This window comes from Enterobacter cloacae complex sp. IR53030 (assembly GCF_049238365.1).
Lineage (GTDB): Bacteria > Pseudomonadota > Gammaproteobacteria > Enterobacterales > Enterobacteriaceae > Enterobacter > Enterobacter kobei.
In genome coordinates this window covers 123,537-143,197 of sequence record NZ_JBMKHA010000004.1, presented here as the reverse complement: position 1 = coordinate 143,197, position 19,661 = coordinate 123,537, and the positions used below count along the sequence as shown (strand labels likewise).

16 protein-coding genes and 1 other RNA gene are annotated in these 19,661 nt (G+C 53.7%); 11 read left to right on the top strand and 6 right to left on the bottom strand.

Annotated elements, in window-relative coordinates; genetic code table 11:
* Nucleotides 1-22 precede the first annotated feature (22 nt).
* The 6 genes from ACOTXR_RS05970 to garD all read right to left on the bottom strand — a co-directional run bounded on the left by ACOTXR_RS05970 (nucleotide 23) and on the right by garD (nucleotide 6,103).
* Nucleotides 23-1,396: a galactitol-specific PTS transporter subunit IIC gene (locus ACOTXR_RS05970; protein WP_058690902.1), complete on the bottom strand. Its 1,374-nt coding sequence runs from the start codon at nucleotides 1,394-1,396 to the stop codon at nucleotides 23-25.
* A gap of 4 nt (nucleotides 1,397-1,400) precedes the next feature.
* Entirely contained in the window at nucleotides 1,401-1,685 is a 285-nt protein-coding gene (gene gatB / locus ACOTXR_RS05965; RefSeq protein WP_014885352.1) for a PTS galactitol transporter subunit IIB, read from the bottom strand.
* A 27-nt stretch (nucleotides 1,686-1,712) separates the two neighbouring features.
* On the bottom strand, nucleotides 1,713-2,180 hold the full coding sequence (gene gatA / locus ACOTXR_RS05960) for a PTS galactitol transporter subunit IIA (protein ID WP_014885351.1): 468 nt from the start codon (nucleotides 2,178-2,180) through the stop codon (nucleotides 1,713-1,715).
* A gap of 14 nt (nucleotides 2,181-2,194) precedes the next feature.
* On the bottom strand, nucleotides 2,195-3,466 hold the full coding sequence (gene gatZ / locus ACOTXR_RS05955; RefSeq protein ID WP_058690903.1) for a tagatose-bisphosphate aldolase subunit GatZ: 1,272 nt from the start codon (nucleotides 3,464-3,466) through the stop codon (nucleotides 2,195-2,197).
* Between the two features lie 34 nt (nucleotides 3,467-3,500).
* Nucleotides 3,501-4,355, bottom strand: a complete 855-nt coding sequence (locus ACOTXR_RS05950; protein WP_058690904.1) for a tagatose bisphosphate family class II aldolase — start codon at nucleotides 4,353-4,355, stop codon at nucleotides 3,501-3,503.
* 176 nt (nucleotides 4,356-4,531) lie between these two features.
* Nucleotides 4,532-6,103 carry a galactarate dehydratase gene (gene garD, locus ACOTXR_RS05945; protein ID WP_058690905.1) on the bottom strand — a complete coding sequence of 524 codons (1,572 nt, stop codon included), beginning with the start codon at nucleotides 6,101-6,103 and terminating at the stop codon, nucleotides 4,532-4,534.
* A 359-nt stretch (nucleotides 6,104-6,462) separates the two neighbouring features.
* On the opposite strand from garD, the gene garL reads away from it, so the two are divergent.
* The 11 genes from garL to ACOTXR_RS05890 all read left to right on the top strand — a co-directional run bounded on the left by garL (nucleotide 6,463) and on the right by ACOTXR_RS05890 (nucleotide 19,657).
* Complete coding sequence (gene garL / locus ACOTXR_RS05940; RefSeq protein ID WP_058690906.1) at nucleotides 6,463-7,233, top strand: 2-dehydro-3-deoxyglucarate aldolase; 771 nt, start codon at nucleotides 6,463-6,465, stop codon at nucleotides 7,231-7,233.
* 20 nt (nucleotides 7,234-7,253) lie between these two features.
* The gene (gene garR / locus ACOTXR_RS05935; RefSeq protein ID WP_045134788.1) at nucleotides 7,254-8,144 is read left to right on the top strand and encodes a 2-hydroxy-3-oxopropionate reductase; all 891 of its coding nucleotides are present in this window, start codon (nucleotides 7,254-7,256) and stop codon (nucleotides 8,142-8,144) included.
* Nucleotides 8,145-8,203: 59 nt separating this feature from the next.
* An RNA gene (gene rnpB / locus ACOTXR_RS05930) (RNase P RNA component class A) lies at nucleotides 8,204-8,580 on the top strand.
* Nucleotides 8,581-9,267: 687 nt separating this feature from the next.
* Nucleotides 9,268-10,188 carry a transcriptional regulator TdcA gene (tdcA, locus tag ACOTXR_RS05925; RefSeq protein ID WP_014885345.1) on the top strand — a complete coding sequence of 307 codons (921 nt, stop codon included), beginning with the start codon at nucleotides 9,268-9,270 and terminating at the stop codon, nucleotides 10,186-10,188.
* Between the two features lie 114 nt (nucleotides 10,189-10,302).
* Nucleotides 10,303-11,292: a bifunctional threonine ammonia-lyase/L-serine ammonia-lyase TdcB gene (gene tdcB, locus ACOTXR_RS05920; protein ID WP_014885344.1), complete on the top strand. Its 990-nt coding sequence runs from the start codon at nucleotides 10,303-10,305 to the stop codon at nucleotides 11,290-11,292.
* A gap of 9 nt (nucleotides 11,293-11,301) precedes the next feature.
* Nucleotides 11,302-12,633 carry a threonine/serine transporter TdcC gene (gene tdcC / locus ACOTXR_RS05915; protein ID WP_014885343.1) on the top strand — a complete coding sequence of 444 codons (1,332 nt, stop codon included), beginning with the start codon at nucleotides 11,302-11,304 and terminating at the stop codon, nucleotides 12,631-12,633.
* Between the two features lie 30 nt (nucleotides 12,634-12,663).
* Entirely contained in the window at nucleotides 12,664-13,872 is a 1,209-nt protein-coding gene (tdcD, locus tag ACOTXR_RS05910) for a propionate kinase (protein WP_058690922.1), read from the top strand.
* A 15-nt stretch (nucleotides 13,873-13,887) separates the two neighbouring features.
* Complete coding sequence (gene pflB, locus ACOTXR_RS05905; RefSeq protein WP_023338813.1) at nucleotides 13,888-16,182, top strand: formate C-acetyltransferase; 2,295 nt, start codon at nucleotides 13,888-13,890, stop codon at nucleotides 16,180-16,182.
* Between the two features lie 149 nt (nucleotides 16,183-16,331).
* The gene (locus tag ACOTXR_RS05900) at nucleotides 16,332-16,742 is read left to right on the top strand and encodes a Spy/CpxP family protein refolding chaperone (protein ID WP_023338812.1); all 411 of its coding nucleotides are present in this window, start codon (nucleotides 16,332-16,334) and stop codon (nucleotides 16,740-16,742) included.
* Nucleotides 16,743-17,003: 261 nt separating this feature from the next.
* The gene (locus ACOTXR_RS05895; RefSeq protein WP_014885337.1) at nucleotides 17,004-18,335 is read left to right on the top strand and encodes an amino acid permease; all 1,332 of its coding nucleotides are present in this window, start codon (nucleotides 17,004-17,006) and stop codon (nucleotides 18,333-18,335) included.
* Nucleotides 18,336-18,355: 20 nt separating this feature from the next.
* Nucleotides 18,356-19,657, top strand: a complete 1,302-nt coding sequence (locus ACOTXR_RS05890; RefSeq protein ID WP_058690907.1) for a serine dehydratase subunit alpha family protein — start codon at nucleotides 18,356-18,358, stop codon at nucleotides 19,655-19,657.
* The last annotated feature ends 4 nt before the right edge of the window (nucleotides 19,658-19,661 follow it).

Sequence of the window (19,661 nt, the reverse complement as noted above, 5' to 3'; positions counted from 1 at the left end):
GGGGAGCATGGCTCCCCGGATATTAAGATACCGTCTGGCTTTGCGGGTTAGCGGCGGTTTTCTCTGCCGTCGTAAACGTCCGGGCACGTCGCCAGGTGAGCAGTACGCCTGTGAAGTAGATCGCGCCAATCACAATGAATCCCACCACGTTTTGCCAGGTAAGGAGCTGGATGAGCAACCAGGTGACTGGCGAACCACCCTGATCCATGGATGCCACAAGCCCACCTGCTTTTAACGCACCAGCGTTCTGTGCAAGCTGGGTATGCAGGCCGATGGTCTGTGTGGCGATCCATAGTGTGATCCCCATGATGATGACGCCGGAGATGAGTGTACGGAACAGATTACCCTGGTGAATCGCGACCGCCATTGCCACGAAGAAACCGATAGTCGCAAGGTCGCCAAAAGGTAGCACCTGGTTACCTGGCACCAGCACCGCGATCAGAATGGTTAACGGGATGAAAATGAGACTGGCGGAAACCACTGATGTATGACCCAGCAGCAGTGCGGGATCAAGACCAATTAAGAACTCCTGACCACCAAATTTGGCCTGCAGGCGTTTGCGAGCGTGTTTAGCAATCGGCGTCAGGCCATCCATAATCGGCTTGATGACCCGCGGCATCAACAGCATCACTGCAGCGGTTTTCACTGCCAGTTGCAGAACGGATTTCGCGTCGTAGCCTGCCAGCATGCCAATGACCAGTCCCATGACAAAACCGACGGTGACCGGTTCGCCAAACGGACCAAAACGTTTCTGGACATCGTCGGCGCTAAAGTGGATCCGCTTAAGACCTGGAATGTGGTTGATAATCGTATCGACCAGCACCGCGACGGGACCGAGATACGCCGACGAGCCGTGTGGAATAGCAATTCCTTCCAGGCCGAAGAAGTCTCGCGTGTCTTTGGCAAACCAGTCACCCAGCTTGTAGACAAAGGCTGCGTGAACCACCACACCAAGGATCCCCAGCCAGTAAGAGCCAGTGGCCAGGTGCAGCATTGCGCCGGTGAAGGTCATGTGCCAGATGTTCCAGATGTCCACGTTAACTACACGGGTCATACGAGTGACCAGCATGATGACATTGACGCCGATCGCTATCGGGATCGCCACCAGTGCGATTTGTGAGGCCCAGGTCATGGGTGAAGAACCTGGCCAGCCGATATCCACTACGTGAAGGTTAATCTGGAATTGTTCTGCCATCGCTTTAGCTGCCGGACCAATGGAGTCGAGCATCAGGCCAATGACCAATCCAATTCCCACGAAGCCTATGCCGATATGCAGGCCGGACTTGAAGCAATCGCCCAGTTTCATCCCCAAAAGTTTTGAGAAGATAATGATAACGATGGGCAGCATGACGGTGGGACCGAGGTCGAGGATATACCGCATGATTTCGGTAAACATGATTTTACCCCTCGAGGATAGTGAGGATTTTTTGTTGCAGGGCTTCGATACCGACGCCCGATACAAACGGCATCCCATGAACTACCGGAATGTCACCAAACGATCTGTCGACTTTTGCCGTGGTGCAAATGAGGTCTGCACCGTCCATATAGGTTTCAATTTCCGTCACACGACACTGGACCAGATCAAGCGCTATATGGTGGGCTTCACACAGTTCTTTGATCTCTTCAGCCGCCATGGTTGAGGTTGCTACGGCACCACCACAGGCAACAATAACTTTACGTTTCATAGGGTACTCCTTTTTATTATCAGTATGTTATGAAGCCTGTGCACAGGAGTCAGGCTCAAGGATCGTCTCCCGGAATTGCTCAGCCAGGCGATCGGCTGGTGTGACCAACAACAGGTCCAGCGTGTCCGGGTTTTGTAGCTCGCTGAAAAGACGGCGCAGCAGTTTTATTTGCGCCGCAGGGTTTTCAACAATTAATGCGATGATGAGTGAAACGGCGACCTCTCCATCATCATCAGCCTGCTGAAAATTCACCGGTTTGTCCGGGCGAATCAGGTAAATCGCGGGGATTTTGGCATGTACCGCCTCACAATGCGGGATTGCAACCGCATGGCGTTCAAGGGTTATGCCGGTGGGGTAGTTGATCTCCCTTTCGAGAAGTGCGGCTGGGTAAGTGGCATGCACAACACCTTTCGCCAGCATCTCCTCACCAATGTGCGCCAGCGCAAGCTGACAGTTTTCAAACTCAATTCCGGTACGGACAAAAACGTGACTCATAGACTCTCCGGGCATCAGACGTATTCAGGGGTACAGCCAAATCGATAGGCACGTAATACATCCTGTATTTTGTCGATGATGAGATTGTGCGGTGTTGCAACGATCTCATTCATTGACAATCGTTCGAACTGAACGGGCATAAACTGGCTAATAAGACCCAGCGGTAGGGAGGTATTACTCATGTTGGTGAGTAATTTCTCCACGCCCTGACGGATACGTGGATGCGGCCAGTAGTAGCGAATGCGATCAGAAAGACTGAAATGGATATCCACCATCGCCTGGCTCCAGGTTGGACGGTAATACTTTTTCCAGTAATCCGGCTCGTTCAGCATCACTTCGTCAATCACCTCCAGCACGTGGCTGCGCTGCTCAGGGGCGATAAGTTCTCTCTCCATTTGTGCCAGGGCAAAGATGGCTTCACGCAGAGCAAAGGTGAGCGCCGGGCCCACTTTCAGGATCGCGAAGTGATCGCGCACCAGGGCCTGATAAGCCTGACGGGTCTGGTAGTCGGTTGAATGCGCCTCATAGACCATTGGTGTCTGGCGGATCCAGCCGGATAGTGCCTCGGCCGCGTGGGGTTGATAGTGAATGATTTTGGTATGGTCGAACTCCACGCCCGGTTGCACCACGATAGCGATCACGCGTGTCATAGCATCTTCCAGACCGAGTGCGCTAAAGGCAGCGCGGTGGGTATCGAGCGTCTGTGCGGCATCTTCAACACGGGTAACATGCACGCAGTTAATACTGCTGGCTTCCCCACCCGGTACGGGAACTTCAGTGCCAATAACGTAGCTTAGTGCCGCTTTTTGTTCCTCATTAGCCGTCTCTTCTGCAGCTTTGCATAACTGTGCAGCCCGCTGGGCTACCACTATTGGTGCTAGCGGGACGGGGTCGTCGGCGCATGACATGGAAGCATCCAGATGGATCTTGGTAAATCCGGCAGCGACATAGGTTTTGATCAGCTCAACGGATTTTTCCATCGCGGCTTCAGCCGGTTCGTTTTGCCAGCAGTTAGGCCCCAGGTGATCCCCTCCAAGAATCAGGCGTTCTCGGGGAAAACCAACGTCCCTGGCGATATTCAATACAAAATCGCGAAAATCAGCAGGAGTCATGCCGGTATAGCCGCCAAACTGATTCACCTGATTTGAAGTGGCCTCAATCAGCACTTTATTGTCGGTATTCAAATCAAAACGCAGTGCAGCTTCAATGACCAGCGGGTGTGCGGAACAGACAGAACAAATACCGAGATGCTCTCCCGCTTTATGGCGGGCAATAATATCTTTCACATTTCCTCCGGATTAGGGCATTAATCTTTCGTCGTTAGAGCTTTCCTTCACAACCACAATCGGCAATAACCTTGCGTACGACCTCTTGCATGGCACTTTTGGCGGGTACCATGTAATGACGGGGGTCGCTGGCATCGGGATATGAAGCGAGATAGGTTTTCAGCGCATTCGAGAAGGCGATTTTGAGTTCTGTGGCGACATTGACCTTGCAGATCCCGAGGCTAATAGCCTTACGGATGTCTTCTGTCGACAATCCTGAGGCACCGTGCAGTACCAGCGGGATATCAACCAGATTACGGATCTCTGCCAGGCGTTCGAAATCCAGCCTTGGCGTAGCTTTATACAGGCCGTGCGCGGTGCCGATGGCTACAGCCAGCGAGTCGATACCCGTCAGCTCAATATACTCGCGAGCCTGTTGTGGATTGGTGTAGAGCGCATCTTTGCTGTCGACGACAAGGTCATCCTCCTGACCGCCAAGACGGCCAAGTTCAGCCTCTACGCTAACGTCGTAGCGGTGGCAGTAGTCCGTCACTTTCTTTACGAGCAATACGTTTTCAGAGAACGGATGATGAGAGCCGTCGATCATTGCAGAGCGGATCCCGCTCCGTACTTTCTGCGCGATATCGTCGAAATCTTCGTGATGATCGAGGTGGATCGCCAGTGGCTGGTTGTACGTTTTGGCCAGATCGCCAGCAATGGCTACCACATTCCCGGTTCCGGCATAGCTAAACGTACCGGGCGTGCCCGCGACAATCAGAGGAGACCGCATCTCTGAGGCCGTTTCGACGACTACCTGCAGTGTTTCGAGATTATGAATATTAAATGCAGGGACCGCGTAACCTTCACGCTGTGCCTTTATCAGCATCGCTTTTGACGAGATGATATACATGTTTCCTCCGAAACCTTTCGTTTTATTTGTGCGAAAGACAATATAGGGTTTCGGAATGTTTTTTTGTGATTGGTATCTTAGAAATGAAAGATTCGAAATGAAAGATAAGAATGCGAAAGAAACGAAAACAAAAAAAAGCATGGCCGAAGCCATGCTGAAAGAGGTTTATAGTAAACTCACGTCACTGGTGCCGGGTTAAACACCGCCAGCTGGTTATGTAATCCCCACTGGTCCGAGAACGTTTTCTTGCGCCCGCTTGCCACGTCCAGAATGAAGTGGAATAGCTTCCAGCCCACGTCCTCAATGCTCTCTTCTCCGGTGGCGATGGTTCCCGCGTTGATATCCATTAAGTCGTACCAGCGGTTTGCCAGCTCGGTGCGCGTCGCCATTTTGATCACCGGGACTGCCATCAGGCCATACGGCGTGCCGCGTCCTGTGGTAAAGACCTGCACCGTAATGCCGGATGCCACCTGCTGGGTGCCGCAAACAAAATCGCTGGCTGGCGTTGCTGCGTAGATCAGGCCGCGTTTGGTCGGCCGCTGTCCCGGAGAGAGGACTTCCACAATCGCGCTTTGGCCGGATTTAGCAATCGAACCCAGGGCTTTTTCCACGACGTTCGCCAGGCCCCCTTTTTTGTTTCCCGGAGACGGATTCGCGCTACGGTCGGTTTTACCCATGTCGAGATAGTTATCGTACCAGGCCATCTCCTCAAGCAGGCGCTTGCCCACGTCTTCATTGACGGCGCGCGGCGTCAGTAAATGGATGGCATCACGGACTTCGGTCACTTCAGAGAACATCACCGTCGCACCGCAACGAACAAGCAGGTCGGATGCAAAGCCCACCGCCGGGTTGGCCGTCACGCCGGAGAACGCATCGCTGCCGCCGCACTGGGTGCCCACCACCAGGTCAGAGACGGGGCAGGTTTCGCGCTGGCGTCGGTTGAGCTTATCCAGGTGACGCTCGGCAACCTGCAGAATATCGTCGACCATAGACCGGAACCCAATGTGGCGTTCGTCCTGCAGGCGTACAATGCTGGCCTCGTCTGCCGGAATGGCTTTGACGTCTTCGGTACCCTGGAGCAGACGCTCAGGCTGGAGTTTTTCGCACCCCAGACCAATCACCATCACCTCGCCGCCAAAATTCGGGTTGAGGGCAATATTATGAATGGTACGGATCGGCACGACCGCCGCTGGCGCGTTGATCGCTACGCCACAGCCATAGAGATGGTTCAGGCCAACCACGCCATCGACGTTCGGGTATTTCGGCAGCAGATCGCGTTCGATGATTTTCACCACGTAATCCACCACGCCCGCCACGCAGTGTACGCTGGTGGTAAGACCGAGAAGATTTTTGGTACCGACGCTGCCGTCCGGATTGCGATAGCCTTCGAAGGTATAGCCTTCCAGCGGGGGAAGCGGTTCCGGTACGCGGGTGGCAAGTGGCAGGGTGTTCAGCGGTGGCGCTTTTGGCAGCTCAACCAGCGACTCATCAATCCAGCTTCCCTGCGGAATTGCGCGAAGGGCATAGCCGATGACTTCACCGTAACGCACGATCTCCCCATGGGCAGGAATATCGACCAGTGCGACCTTATGCCCCTGGGGAATATGTTCAATTAACGTCAGTCCGTCCGGGAAGCGTGTTCCCGCTTTTAAGCCATTGTCATTGACAATAATCGCCACGTTATCCGTATCGTGAACTTTTATATAAAACGCCGTCGGCGATGCCTCTCTCATTTCAATATCGGCCATTATTCACATTTCTCCGGCAAAGTGTCAGATAGTAAATTTAACCCGTTGGATAATCGTTTTATTCTCGAGGAAATAAAGGATGTCAGCAGAAGACAGTTAAAAATGTGATCGCGATCGCGTCAGGCTGACTAATCCCTGATTCTGTGCATTAGCGCCCACGGCGTTGTGCAGATGCTCAAAATGGCGTTGAAATGAGGCGCAATACTTGAGCATAAAAACAATGTGCTGTTGTGAAGTGACGATTATACTGAAGGACGATTTTATATTGCCAACATTCAGTCAGAGAAATAAATATAAAAACAGTGTGTTTCGCAATAAATAATCCCGGCTCAAACTGCGGAATTAAAAAGGTATAAGTGATGAATAACAATATCTTCCCGAATACGTTTAAAGCGGCCCTTGCGGCGCACCAGATCCAGATTGGCTGTTGGTCTGCGCTGGCAAACCCAATAAGCACTGAAGTGCTGGGCCTTGCTGGTTTTGACTGGCTGGTGCTCGACGGCGAACATGCGCCAAACGATATCAGCACCTTTATTCCGCAACTGATGGCCCTGAAAGGCAGCGCCAGCGCCCCGGTGGTACGAGTGCCAACCAATGACCCGGTGATCGTCAAACGTTTGCTGGATATCGGGTTCTACAATTTCCTCATCCCGTTTGTGGAAACCCAGGAACAAGCGGCGCTGGCCGTGGCGTCAACGCGCTACCCGCCGGAAGGGATCCGCGGCGTCTCCGTCTCACACCGCGCCAACATGTTCGGCACCGTGCCGGACTACTTCGCGCAGTCCAATAGCAACATCACTGTTCTGGTGCAGATTGAGAGCCAGCAGGGGGTTGATAACCTCGACGCTATTGCAACCACAAACGGTGTGGACGGTATCTTTGTCGGCCCAAGCGATCTGGCTGCCGCTTTTGGCCACCTGGGCAATGCCAGCCACCCTGACGTGCAACGTGCGATCCAGCACATATTTGCTCGCGCCAAAGCACACGGTAAACCGAGCGGCATACTGGCGCCGGTTGAAGCCGACGCCCGCCGTTATCTGGAGTGGGGAGCCACCTTTGTTGCCGTCGGCAGCGATCTCGGGGTGTTCCGCTCAGCGACGCAGAAATTAGCGGACGCTTTTAAAAAATAACCATCATTGAGGAAACAGTTATGACGCTGAAAGTGGGTTTTATTGGCCTGGGGATCATGGGTAAACCAATGAGTAAGAACCTCATCAAAGCGGGTTACTCACTGGTGGTCTCCGATCATAATCCGCAATCTGTGGCCGAGGTGATGGCGGCTGGCGCAGAAACCGCCTCCACCGCCAAAGCGATTGCTGAGCAGTGCGATGTCATCATTACCATGCTGCCAAACTCCCCACATGTTAAAGAGGTCGCGCTGGGGGAGAACGGCATCATTGAGGGCGCGAAGCCCGGCCTGGTGCTGATTGATATGAGCTCTATCGCACCGCTTGCAAGTCGTGAAATCAGCGAGGTGCTAAAAGCGAAGGGCGTGGATATGCTGGACGCGCCGGTCAGCGGCGGTGAGCCGAAAGCGATCGACGGCACGCTGTCGGTGATGGTCGGCGGGGATAAAGCTATTTTCGATAAATACTATGACCTGATGAAAGCGATGGCAGGCTCCGTGGTGCATACGGGTGAAATTGGCGCGGGCAACGTGACCAAGCTGGCGAACCAGGTCATTGTGGCGCTGAACATCGCCGCGATGTCTGAAGCGCTGACGCTGGCAACCAAAGCGGGCGTTAACCCGGACCTGGTCTATCAGGCGATTCGCGGTGGTCTGGCGGGAAGTACCGTGCTGGATGCCAAAGCGCCGATGGTGATGGACCGTAACTTCAAACCGGGATTCCGTATCGACCTGCACATAAAAGATCTGGCGAACGCGCTCGATACGTCCCACGGCGTAGGCGCACAGCTGCCGCTGACCGCGGCGGTGATGGAGATGATGCAGGCGTTGCGTGCAGATGGTCTGGGCACGGCCGATCACAGCGCGATTGCATGCTACTACGAAAAACTGGCAAAGGTAGAAGTTGCGCGTTAATTACGTCTTGCCTGCACCTGAAGGTGACAGCGGCGCGCAAACCCTCTATACTGCGCGCCGAAGCTGACCAGACAGTCGCCGCTTCGTCGTCGTCCCTTTCGGGGGAGACGGGCGGAGGGGAGGAAAGTCCGGGCTCCATAGGGCAGGGTGCCAGGTAACGCCTGGGGGGGAAACCCACGACCAGTGCAACAGAGAGCAAACCGCCGATGGCCCGCGCAAGCGGGATCAGGTAAGGGTGAAAGGGTGCGGTAAGAGCGCACCGCGCGGCTGGTAACAGTCCGTGGCACGGTAAACTCCACCCGGAGCAAGGCCAAATAGGGGTTCACATGGTACGGCCCGTACTGAACCCGGGTAGGCTGCTTGAGCCAGTGAGCGATTGCTGGCCTAGATGAATGACTGTCCACGACAGAACCCGGCTTATCGGTCAGCTTCAACTTCTTAAAAAACCCCGCTTCGGCGGGGTTTTTGCTTTCAGGAGGTTGTAGGTCGGTTAAGTGCTGCGCCACCCGACAACCCCACAAACGACATCAATTCTCATATTTGCGACATTAAGCACATTTCACTGTTTTCATCTCTTCAATGGCCTCAAGCAATCTACTGGCGATCGTTATCACAAAATTTCGCGCTGAAAAGGGGGGAATCCACGGTGTTGTTAATTTGTTGTGATTGTTGCCTTAATGATTCAATATGTTTTCATGTTTGATATCTACATATTGCATTTAAAAACATTCATCCTGCGAATGTGTGACGTATTCCTCTTTTTATCGAAAGCCAGCCTAAAAGCATCTGTAAAAATTGATAAATTGAAAGAATGTTTCAACTGAATAACGGTTATTTATTGGTCTTTAATTGCCTGAAAGATCGTCTTTATTGATTTTATTAACGCAGAAAAATTTATCCAGGTTATCGCCATAAAATAAATTTATTAGTGTTAGTTTTGTTGATCGATATCAGCGTAATGGTGTGATCTGACAAGCTTACTTAATTGATTGTAAAGGTTTTTTATGTTTTTTATTGTTCCGGTGAATAACGCGGGAAGGCAAATTGTGAGTAACAGCACATACCCCCTGAAACAATATTGGGTAGAATCCGCTGCGTCATAGGGAAATAAGCGCAGAATATTATGAACACTATTATTCTACCGAAAACACAGCACCTCGTGGTATTTCAGGAAGTCATTAAAAGTGGCTCCATAGGTTCTGCTGCAAGACAACTGGGCCTGACGCAACCCGCCGTCAGCAAAATCATCAGCGATATCGAATCCTACTTCGGCGTGGAAGTCATGGTGCGTAAAAACACGGGCGTAAAACTGACTGCCGCAGGCCAGGTGCTGCTCTCCTACTCAGAGTCGATCACCCGCGAAATGAAAAACATGGTGAGCGAGATCAACAGCCTGAGTTTCAGCACCGTGATGGACGTTTCCTTTGGCTACCCATCACTGATTGGTTTCACCTTCCTGTCCGAAATGATCAAAAAATTCAAGGAAGTGTTCCCGAAAGCGCGTGTATCTATGTATGAAGCCCAGCTCTCCTCTTTCCTGCCAGCCATTCGCGATGGTCGGCTGGATTTCGCCATCGGCACGCTGAGTGATGAGATGCTGCTGCAGGATCTGCACGTCGAGCCCTTGTTTGAGTCAGAATTTGTGCTGGTCGCCAGTAAATCACGAACGTGCACCGGCCCGACGACACTGGCATCGCTCACGCATGAGCAGTGGGTGATGCCGCAAACCGATATGGGCTACTACAAAGAACTTCTGACCACTCTGCAAGACAACCACATCAGTATTGAAAACATCGTCCAGACCGATTCCGTGGTCACCATTTATAACCTTGTCCTGAATGCCGATTATCTGACGGTGATTCCACGCGACATGATTGCTCCGTTCGGCTCGGATCAATTTATTGTTCTGCCGGTAGAGGATGAATTACCCGTGGCGCGTTATGCCGCCGTGTGGTCGAAAAATTACAGAATTAAAAAATCCGCGTCAGTATTGGTTGAACTGGCAAAACAATATGCCTCACTCACCGGTGAAAGACGACGATGAAATATTGATCTCCTTAGAAGCAATAAACATTTTATAAAAAACACCCAGAGATAATTTTATGCTCTGATACCATGACTTTGCCTGAAAAGAATGAATTATTATAACGAGGATATTATGCACATTACCTACGACCTTCCGGTAACGATTGAAGATATTCAGGACGCCAGAAAACGCCTGGCGGGTAAAATCTATAAAACCGGCATGCCGCGTTCGAATTATCTCAGCGAGCGCTGTAAGGGTGAAATATTCCTGAAGTTTGAAAATATGCAGCGTACCGGCTCGTTTAAAATTCGCGGTGCGTTTAATAAATTAAGCTCGCTGACCGATGCTGAAAAGCGTAAGGGCGTCGTCGCCTGCTCGGCGGGAAACCACGCGCAGGGTGTGTCGCTCTCGTGTGCAATGCTCGGCATTGACGGCAAAGTGGTGATGCCGATGGGCGCGCCAAAGTCTAAAGTAGCCGCGACGCGTGACTACTCGGCTGAAGTGGTGCTTCACGGCGAGAACTTCAATGACACCATCGCGAAAGTGAGTGAAATCGTCGAGATGGAAGGGCGCATTTTTATCCCGCCGTATGACGATCCGAAAGTGATCGCCGGACAGGGCACCATTGGCCTGGAAATTCTCGAAGATTTGTATGATGTGGATAACGTGATTGTTCCCATCGGCGGTGGCGGATTAATTGCCGGGATTGCAACGGCCATTAAATCCATTAACCCGACCATTAATATTATTGGCGTACAGTCTGAAAATGTTCATGGGATGGCGGCATCATACCAGGCCGGAGAAATCACCAACCATCGCGTCACCGGTACATTAGCTGACGGTTGCGACGTATCTCGTCCGGGTAAATTAACCTTCGAAATCGTCCGCGAACTGGTTGATGACATTGTGCTGGTGAGCGAAGACGATATTCGCAACAGCATGATTGCGCTTATTCAGCGAAATAAAGTGGTGACGGAAGGTGCTGGCGCGCTGGCCTGCGCGGCATTATTAAGCGGCAAACTTGACCACTATATTCAGAGCCGAAAAACCGTCTGCATTATTTCCGGCGGCAATATCGATCTCTCCCGTGTTTCCCAAATTACCGGCTTCGTTGACGCATAAAGGTGACCTATGAGCAACACAGAAAGCATTATCGTTGGCCAGACAAAAACGTCCTCCTGGCGTAAGTCTGATACCACCTGGACGCTGGGCCTGTTCGGAACCGCCATTGGCGCAGGCGTGCTGTTCTTCCCTATTCGCGCAGGCTTTGGCGGGTTGATCCCCATCCTGCTGATGCTGGTCCTCGCGTTCCCGATTGCATTTTACTGTCACCGCGCGCTGGCGCGTCTGTGCCTGTCCGGCAGTAATGTCTCCGGCAACATTACCGAAACGGTGGAAGAGCACTTCGGCAAGACCGGTGGGGTGGTCATCACCTTCCTCTACTTCTTTGCCATTTGCCCACTGCTGTGGATTTACGGCGTGACCATTACCAACACCTTTATGACGTTCTGGGAAAACCAGCTCCAGCTGCCTGCGCTGAACCGTGGTGTAGTGGCGCTGTTCCTGCTGCTGCTGATGGCCTTTGTGATCTGGTTTGGTAAAGATCTGATGGTGAAGGTGATGAGCTTCCTGGTGTTCCCGTTCATCGCCAGCCTGGTGCTGATTTCCCTGTCGCTGATCCCATACTGGAACTCGGCGGTGATCGACCAGGTCAACCTGAGCGATATTTCCTTTACCGGTCATGACGGCATTCTGGTCACGGTGTGGCTGGGGATCTCCATCATGGTCTTCTCCTTCAACTTCTCGCCCATCGTCTCCTCATTTGTGGTCTCCAAGCGTGAAGAGTACGAGCCCGAGTTCGGTAAAGCGTTTACCGAGCAGAAATGTTCCAAAATCATCGGTCGCGCCAGCATGCTGATGGTCGCCGTAGTGATGTTCTTCGCCTTTAGCTGCCTGTTTACGCTCTCTCCGCAGAACATGGCGGATGCCAAAGCGCAGAACATTCCGGTGCTCTCTTATCTGGCGAACCACTTTGCCTCCATGTCGGGAACCAAATCGACGTTTGCCACGGTGCTGGAATACGGTGCGTCCATCATCGCGCTGGTCGCTATCTTTAAATCCTTCTTTGGGCACTATCTGGGCACCCTGGAAGGGCTGAACGGCCTGATCCTCAAGTTCGGTTATAAGGGGGATAAGAAGAAGGTTTCCGTTGGCAAGCTGAACACCATCAGCATGGTCTTCATCATGGGCTCCACCTGGGTTGTGGCCTATGCCAACCCGAACATTCTCGACCTTATCGAAGCCATGGGCGCACCGATCATCGCCTCTCTGCTGTGCCTGCTGCCGATGTACGCCATCCGCAAAGCGCCAGCCATGGCGAAATATAAGGGCAAACCCGAGAACATCTTCGTCACGGTTGTGGGCCTGCTGACCATTCTGAATATTGTTTACAAACTGTTCTAACCCATAGCTCAGGAAGAGCGGAGTCATATGATGATTGAGTTTCCGGTAGTACTGGTTATTAACTGCGGTTCGTCCTCTGTTAAGTTTTCGGTGCTCGACGCCAGCAGCTGTGAGGCCCTGATGACGGGCATTGCGGACGGTATCAACACCGAAAAGGCCTTTATTTCCGTGAACGGGGGTGAGCCAGTCAAACTGGCTCACCAGGACTACGAAGGGGCGCTGGCAGCCATCGCCCTGGAGCTGGAGAAGCGCAACCTGATGAGCAGCGTGGCCTTAATTGGCCACCGTATTGCGCACGGCGGCGACCTCTTCAGCGAGTCGACCCTGATTACGAAAGAGGTGATTGAGCAGATCCGTCAGGTTTCCCCGCTGGCACCGCTGCATAACTACGCCAACTTAAGCGGCGTGGAAGCCGCAGAGCGGTTGTTCCCGGGCGTGCAGCAGGTGGCGGTATTCGATACCAGCTTCCATCAGACGCTGCCGCCTCAGGCGTATCTGTACGGCTTGCCGTACCGCTATTTTGAAGCGCTGGGCGTACGGCGTTACGGTTTTCACGGCACTTCCCATCGTTACGTGGCCGGACAGGCGCATACGCTTCTCGGGCTGTCCCCCGACGACAGCGGGCTGGTGATTGCTCATCTTGGTAACGGGGCCTCCATCTGCGCGGTGCGCAACGGTGAGAGCGTCGATACCTCCATGGGCATGACGCCGCTGGAAGGGCTGGTGATGGGCACGCGCTGTGGCGACGTGGATTTTGGCGCGATGGCGTGGATTGCCCAGCAAACCGGCCAGTCATTTGATGATCTGGAGCGCGTGGTTAACAAAGAGTCAGGGTTGTTGGGGATATCCGGCATCTCCTCCGATTTACGCGCGCTGGAGAAAGCCTGGCACGAAGGCAATCAACGGGCGCAGCTGGCGATCCACACCTTTGTCCACCGGATTGCGCGGCATATCGCCGGTCACGCGGCATCGCTGCATCGTCTGGATGGCGTGATCTTTACCGGTGGTATTGGCGAAAACTCGAAACTGATCCGCGCGCTGGTGGCGGAGCATCTGAAGGTCTTCGGCATCCTCCTCGACGAGGCTAAAAATGCCCTGCCGGGCAGCGCGGGCGAGCGCGTCATCAGCACCGATTCCTCCCGCGTAGTCTGCGCGGTTGTCCCTACCAATGAAGAAAAAATGATCGCGCTGGACGCCCTCCGTCTTGGGAAGGTCACTCCGGCTGCGGCTTACGCCTGATATAGCGAGAAACACATGAACGTAACAATCGATACAGGCGTCGCGCCCTACAGCGACGCATGGGCTGGCTTTCGCGGTGAAGAATGGAAAAACGCCGTCAACGTGCGCGATTTTATTCAGCATAACTACACCCCTTATGAAGGCGACGAAGCTTTCCTCGCGCAGGCGACGCCAGCAACGACGGCGCTGTGGCAGAAGGTGATGGTCGGCATTCGTCAGGAGAATGCCACCCACGCCCCGGTAGATTTTGATACTAACATTGCCACCACCATTACCGCTCACGGGCCGGGTTATATCGATCAGGATCTGGAGACGATCGTCGGGCTGCAAACCGATAAACCGCTCAAGCGTGCCCTGCATCCGTATGGCGGGATCAACATGATCCGCAGCTCGTTTGAAGCCTATGGCCGCGAGATGGATCCGCAGTTTGAATACCTGTTTACCGACCTGCGTAAAACCCATAACCAGGGTGTGTTTGACGTCTACTCGCCGGAGATGATGCGCTGCCGTAAATCCGGCGTGCTGACCGGTCTGCCGGACGGTTACGGACGCGGGCGCATCATCGGTGACTACCGACGCGTGGCGCTGTACGGCATCACCTATCTGGTGCGCGAGCGTGAGCTGCAGTTTGCGGATCTCCAGCCGAAGCTGGAACGCGGTGACGATCTCGAAGCGACGATCCGCCTGCGTGAAGAGCTGGCGGAGCACAAGCGTGCTTTGCTCCAGATCCAGCAGATGGCGGCGAACTACGGCTTTGATATCTCGCGTCCGGCGATGAACGCGCAGGAAGCGGTGCAGTGGGTCTACTTTGCCTACCTGGCGGCGGTGAAATCCCAGAACGGCGGCGCGATGTCGCTGGGGCGCACGGCGTCGTTCCTTGATATCTACATTGAGCGCGACATGCAGGCCGGACGGCTAAATGAGGTGCAGGCGCAGGAGCTGATCGACCACTTCATCATGAAGATCCGCATGGTCCGCTTCCTGCGCACGCCGGAGTTCGACACGCTCTTCTCGGGCGATCCGATCTGGGCGACGGAAGTGATTGGCGGAATGGGGCTGGACGGCCGCACGCTGGTGACCAAAAACAGCTTCCGCTATTTGCACACCCTGCACACCATGGGGCCTGCGCCGGAGCCCAATCTGACGATCCTCTGGTCTGAACAGCTGCCGATTGCGTTTAAGAAATACGCCGCGCAGGTGTCGATTGTCACCTCCTCACTGCAGTACGAGAACGACGATCTGATGCGAGTCGACTTCAACAGCGACGACTACGCCATTGCCTGCTGCGTCAGCCCGATGGTGATCGGCAAGCAGATGCAGTTCTTTGGCGCCCGCGCCAACCTTGCGAAAACGCTGCTGTACGCCATCAACGGCGGAGTGGATGAGAAGCTGAAGATTCAGGTCGGCCCGAAAACCGCGCCATTGCTGGATGAGGTGCTGGATTACGACACCGTGATGGCCAGCCTCGATCACTTTATGGACTGGCTGGCGGTGCAGTACATCAGCGCGCTGAATCTCATTCACTATATGCACGATAAGTACAGCTACGAAGCCTCACTGATGGCGTTGCATGACCGTGACGTCTATCGCACCATGGCCTGCGGCATCGCCGGGCTGTCGGTCGCGGCGGACTCTCTCTCCGCGATTAAATACGCCACGGTGAAACCGGTGCGCGACCACACCGGTCTGGCGGTTGATTTCGTCATCGAAGGTGACTATCCGCAGTACGGCAACAACGACGACCGCGTGGACAGCATCGCCTGCGACCTGGTTGAGCGCTTTATGAAGAAAATTCAGGCGCTGCCGACCTATCGCAATGCGGTGCCGACCCAGTCTATTCTGACCATTACCTCCAACGTGGTTTACGGTCAGAAGACCGGGAATACGCCGGACGGTCGCCGCGGTGGCACGCCGTTTGCCCCTGGCGCGAACCCGATGCACGGCCGTGACAGAAAAGGGGCGGTGGCCTCGCTGACGTCGGTGGCCAAGCTGCCGTTCACCTATGCGAAGGACGGGATCTCCTACACCTTCTCTATCGTGCCGCAGGCGCTGGGCAAAGATGAGCTGGTGCGCAAAACCAACCTGGTGGGGCTGCTGGACGGGTACTTCCACCATGAAGCGGCCATTGAAGGCGGGCAGCACCTGAACGTCAACGTAATGAACCGGGAAATGCTGCTGGACGCCATTGCGCATCCGGAAAATTACCCGAATCTGACCATTCGTGTTTCAGGCTATGCCGTGCGCTTTAATGCCCTGACGCGCGAGCAGCAGCAGGATGTGATATCGAGGACGTTTACTCAATCTATCTAAAAGTGTGTTCACATGCCCCCTCAACGCAGGGGGCACTTTTTTGCCCGCTAAACATACAAAATTGTTTATATATTTACTCACACATATTCATCCGCTCTTGAAAAACAATGTTCCTGCTTTTCCCAATAACAAAATGTAAGGACAGTAAGATGATGAAAATGACCCGTATTGCTTTGATTGCAGCGTCGTTGGCGGTGTGCAGTTTTACCGCGCAGGCCGCGAACGTTGAGGCAGCCCCGTCTCCATCGCAGGATCCGCTGGTACAGCACCTGAAGCTCAGCAATGAGCAGATTAATAAGATTAAAGAGTTGCATCAGCAACTGGAGCAAAACGTCAGCAAGATCCCAATGACGGGCGTGAAGGACGGCGCGCTGATCGACATGTTCCAGGCGGGTAAATGGGACGAAAGCACGGTGAAAAGCCAGCTCTCTGCCTTCAGTAAGATTGAGCAGCAGGCGCGCTACTACCGAGTGAAATATTACTTTGACGTCAGCCAGGTGCTGACGCCGGAGCAGCGTAAGCAGGTCAAAACCGATATGGCTAACGCGCTGGCTGAGTGATTTCCTACCCGCGCACGGCGCGGGTTTTTATTTCTTGATCGTCGTCACTTTCAGAAAAGTTATGCATTTAAAGAATTAAAAAAAGAAATTTTTCCTCCAGTCTTTGAAAATCCCCATAAAACTTGTGACTTTTTTCTCCCTCGCTCCGGATATGATCTTCCCACACCAATAACAAGCACCTGCTGCCCTCTGACTCGCAATCGCTGGCGATCGGAATCTAATAAAAACAACTGTTTACCCTACAAAATAAGCGAGTACCCAATGGATACGGCAACAAACAGCAGTGTGATTGTGAATGATTCCCCTGCGGCAAGGCGGGCGGGAATGAGTGAAAGCGAGTGGCGAGAAGCGATTAAATTCGACAGCACCGACACGGGGTGGGTCATCATGAGTATCGGGATGGCCATCGGCGCGGGGATTGTTTTTCTCCCTGTGCAGGTTGGATTAATGGGATTGTGGGTCTTTTTGCTCTCGTCGATTATTGGTTATCCGGCCATGTATCTGTTCCAGCGTTTGTTTATTAATACGCTGGCGGAGTCTCCGGAATGCAAAGACTACCCAAGCGTAATTAGCGGTTACTTAGGTAAAAACTGGGGCATCCTATTAGGTGCGCTCTATTTCGTGATGCTGGTGATCTGGATGTTTGTTTATTCAACTGCCATCACCAACGACAGCGCATCGTATTTGCATACTTTCGGTGTGACCGACGGGTTGCTGTCTGACAATCCGTTCTACGGTTTATTCCTGATCTGCATTCTGGTCGCCATTTCTTCACGCGGTGAAAAGCTGCTGTTTAAGGTCTCCAGCCTGATGGTGCTGACCAAACTATTCGTGGTTGCCGCGCTGGGGCTGTCGATGATTGGCCTCTGGCATTTAGCCAATGTGGGCATGCTGCCACCGGTGGGTCTGCTGATTAAAAACGCCATTATTACGTTGCCCTTTACCTTAACCTCCATTCTGTTTATTCAGACTTTAAGCCCGATGGTTATCTCGTACCGCTCACGGGAAAAGTCCGTTGAAGTGGCGCGACACAAAGCATTGCGGGCAATGAATATCGCTTTTGGCGTACTGTTTGTGACGGTCTTCTTTTACGCTGTCTCTTTCACCCTGGCGATGGGACACGACGAAGCGGTCAAAGCCTACGAGCAGAATATCTCTGCCCTGGCGATCGCGGCGCAATTTATCAGCGGCGACGGTGCGGGCTGGGTCAAAATCGTCAGCGTAATTCTCAATATCTTTGCCGTGATGACGGCGTTCTTCGGCGTCTATCTGGGCTTTCGTGAGGCCACGCAGGGGATCGTCATGAACGTCCTGCGCCGCAAAATGCCAACAGAGAAAATCAATGAAAGCACCGTCCAGCGCGGCATCATGTTATTCGCCATTCTGCTGGCCTGGAGCGCGATTGTCTTAAACGCGCCGGTATTGAGCTTCACCTCCATTTGTAGCCCTATCTTCGGCATGGTGGGCTGCCTGATCCCTGCATGGCTGGTCTATAAAGTGCCAGCACTGCATAAATATAAAGGCGTGTCGCTGGTGATTATTGTTATCACCGGGCTGCTGCTTTGTGTTTCTCCTTTCCTCGCATTCTCCTGAGGGTAATTAAGGTCGTAACGATGTCTGAGCAAACTCATCCTTTATGGAATCAATTTATTCGCGTGGTGCAGGAAGAAGTTAAACCTGCACTGGGGTGCACCGAACCCGTTTCTCTGGCGCTGGCTTGTGCAATTGCCGCAGAGCATCTGTCAGGCGACGTAACACAGATTGAGGCTTGGGTATCGCCGAACCTGATGAAGAACGGGCTGGGCGTAACGGTGCCGGGTACCGGAATGGTCGGGTTGCCGATTGCGGCGGCGCTGGGCGCCATCGGTGGTAATGCGCAGGCGGGGCTGGAGGTACTGAAAGATGCCAGCGCGGATGCGCTGGTACGGGCTAAAGCGCTGCTGAATGCCGGTCAGGTGCAGGTGAAACTTCAGGTACCGTGCGAAGAGATTCTCTACTCACGAGCCTGTGTATACGCCGGTGATGCCTCGGCGATGGTGATTATCGCGGGCGGGCATACCCGTGTGGTGGAGGTGGTGTGTCAGGGCGAAACGCGCTTCAGGCTGGACGATCAACAGGCAGAGGCAGGGAGTGACCCCCTGGCGGTGCTGTCAACCACGACGCTTTCGCAGATCCTGGAGTTTGTCGAGCAGGTCCCGTTCGATGCGATCCGGTTTATCCTTGATGCCGGGCGTTTGAACGATGCGCTCTCACGTGAAGGGCTCAGCGGGCAATGGGGGTTGCACATTGGTGCGACGCTCGATAAACAGCGCACCCGCGGATGGATGGCACAGGATCTGGGTTCAGATATTGTTATCCGCACCAGCGCGGCCTCGGATGCCCGCATGGGCGGTGCGACACTGCCAGCGATGAGTAATTCCGGGTCAGGAAACCAGGGGATCACCGCGACTATGCCGGTTGTTGTTGTGGCTGAACACGTTCAGGCTGACGACGAGCGGCTGGCGCGGGCGCTGATGCTTTCACATCTGTCGGCCATTTATATCCACTACCAGCTTCCGCGCTTGTCCGCATTGTGTGCAGCAACGACGGCGGCAATGGGCGCAGCGGCAGGTATGGCGTGGCTGATGGACGGAAGCTACAAGACGGTTGCGATGGCAATCGGCAGTATGATCGGGGATGTCAGTGGGATGATCTGTGATGGCGCCTCCAATAGCTGCGCGATGAAAGTCTCCACCAGCGTCAACAGTGCCTGGAAAGCAGTCATGATGGCGCTGGACGATTCTGCCGTAACGGGCAATGAGGGGATTGTGGCGCACGATGTGGAACAGTCTATTTCCAACCTGTGCGCACTGGCGTGCCGCTCGATGCAGGCAACGGATCGGCAGATTATCGAGATTATGGCGAGTAAGGTGTAAAGAA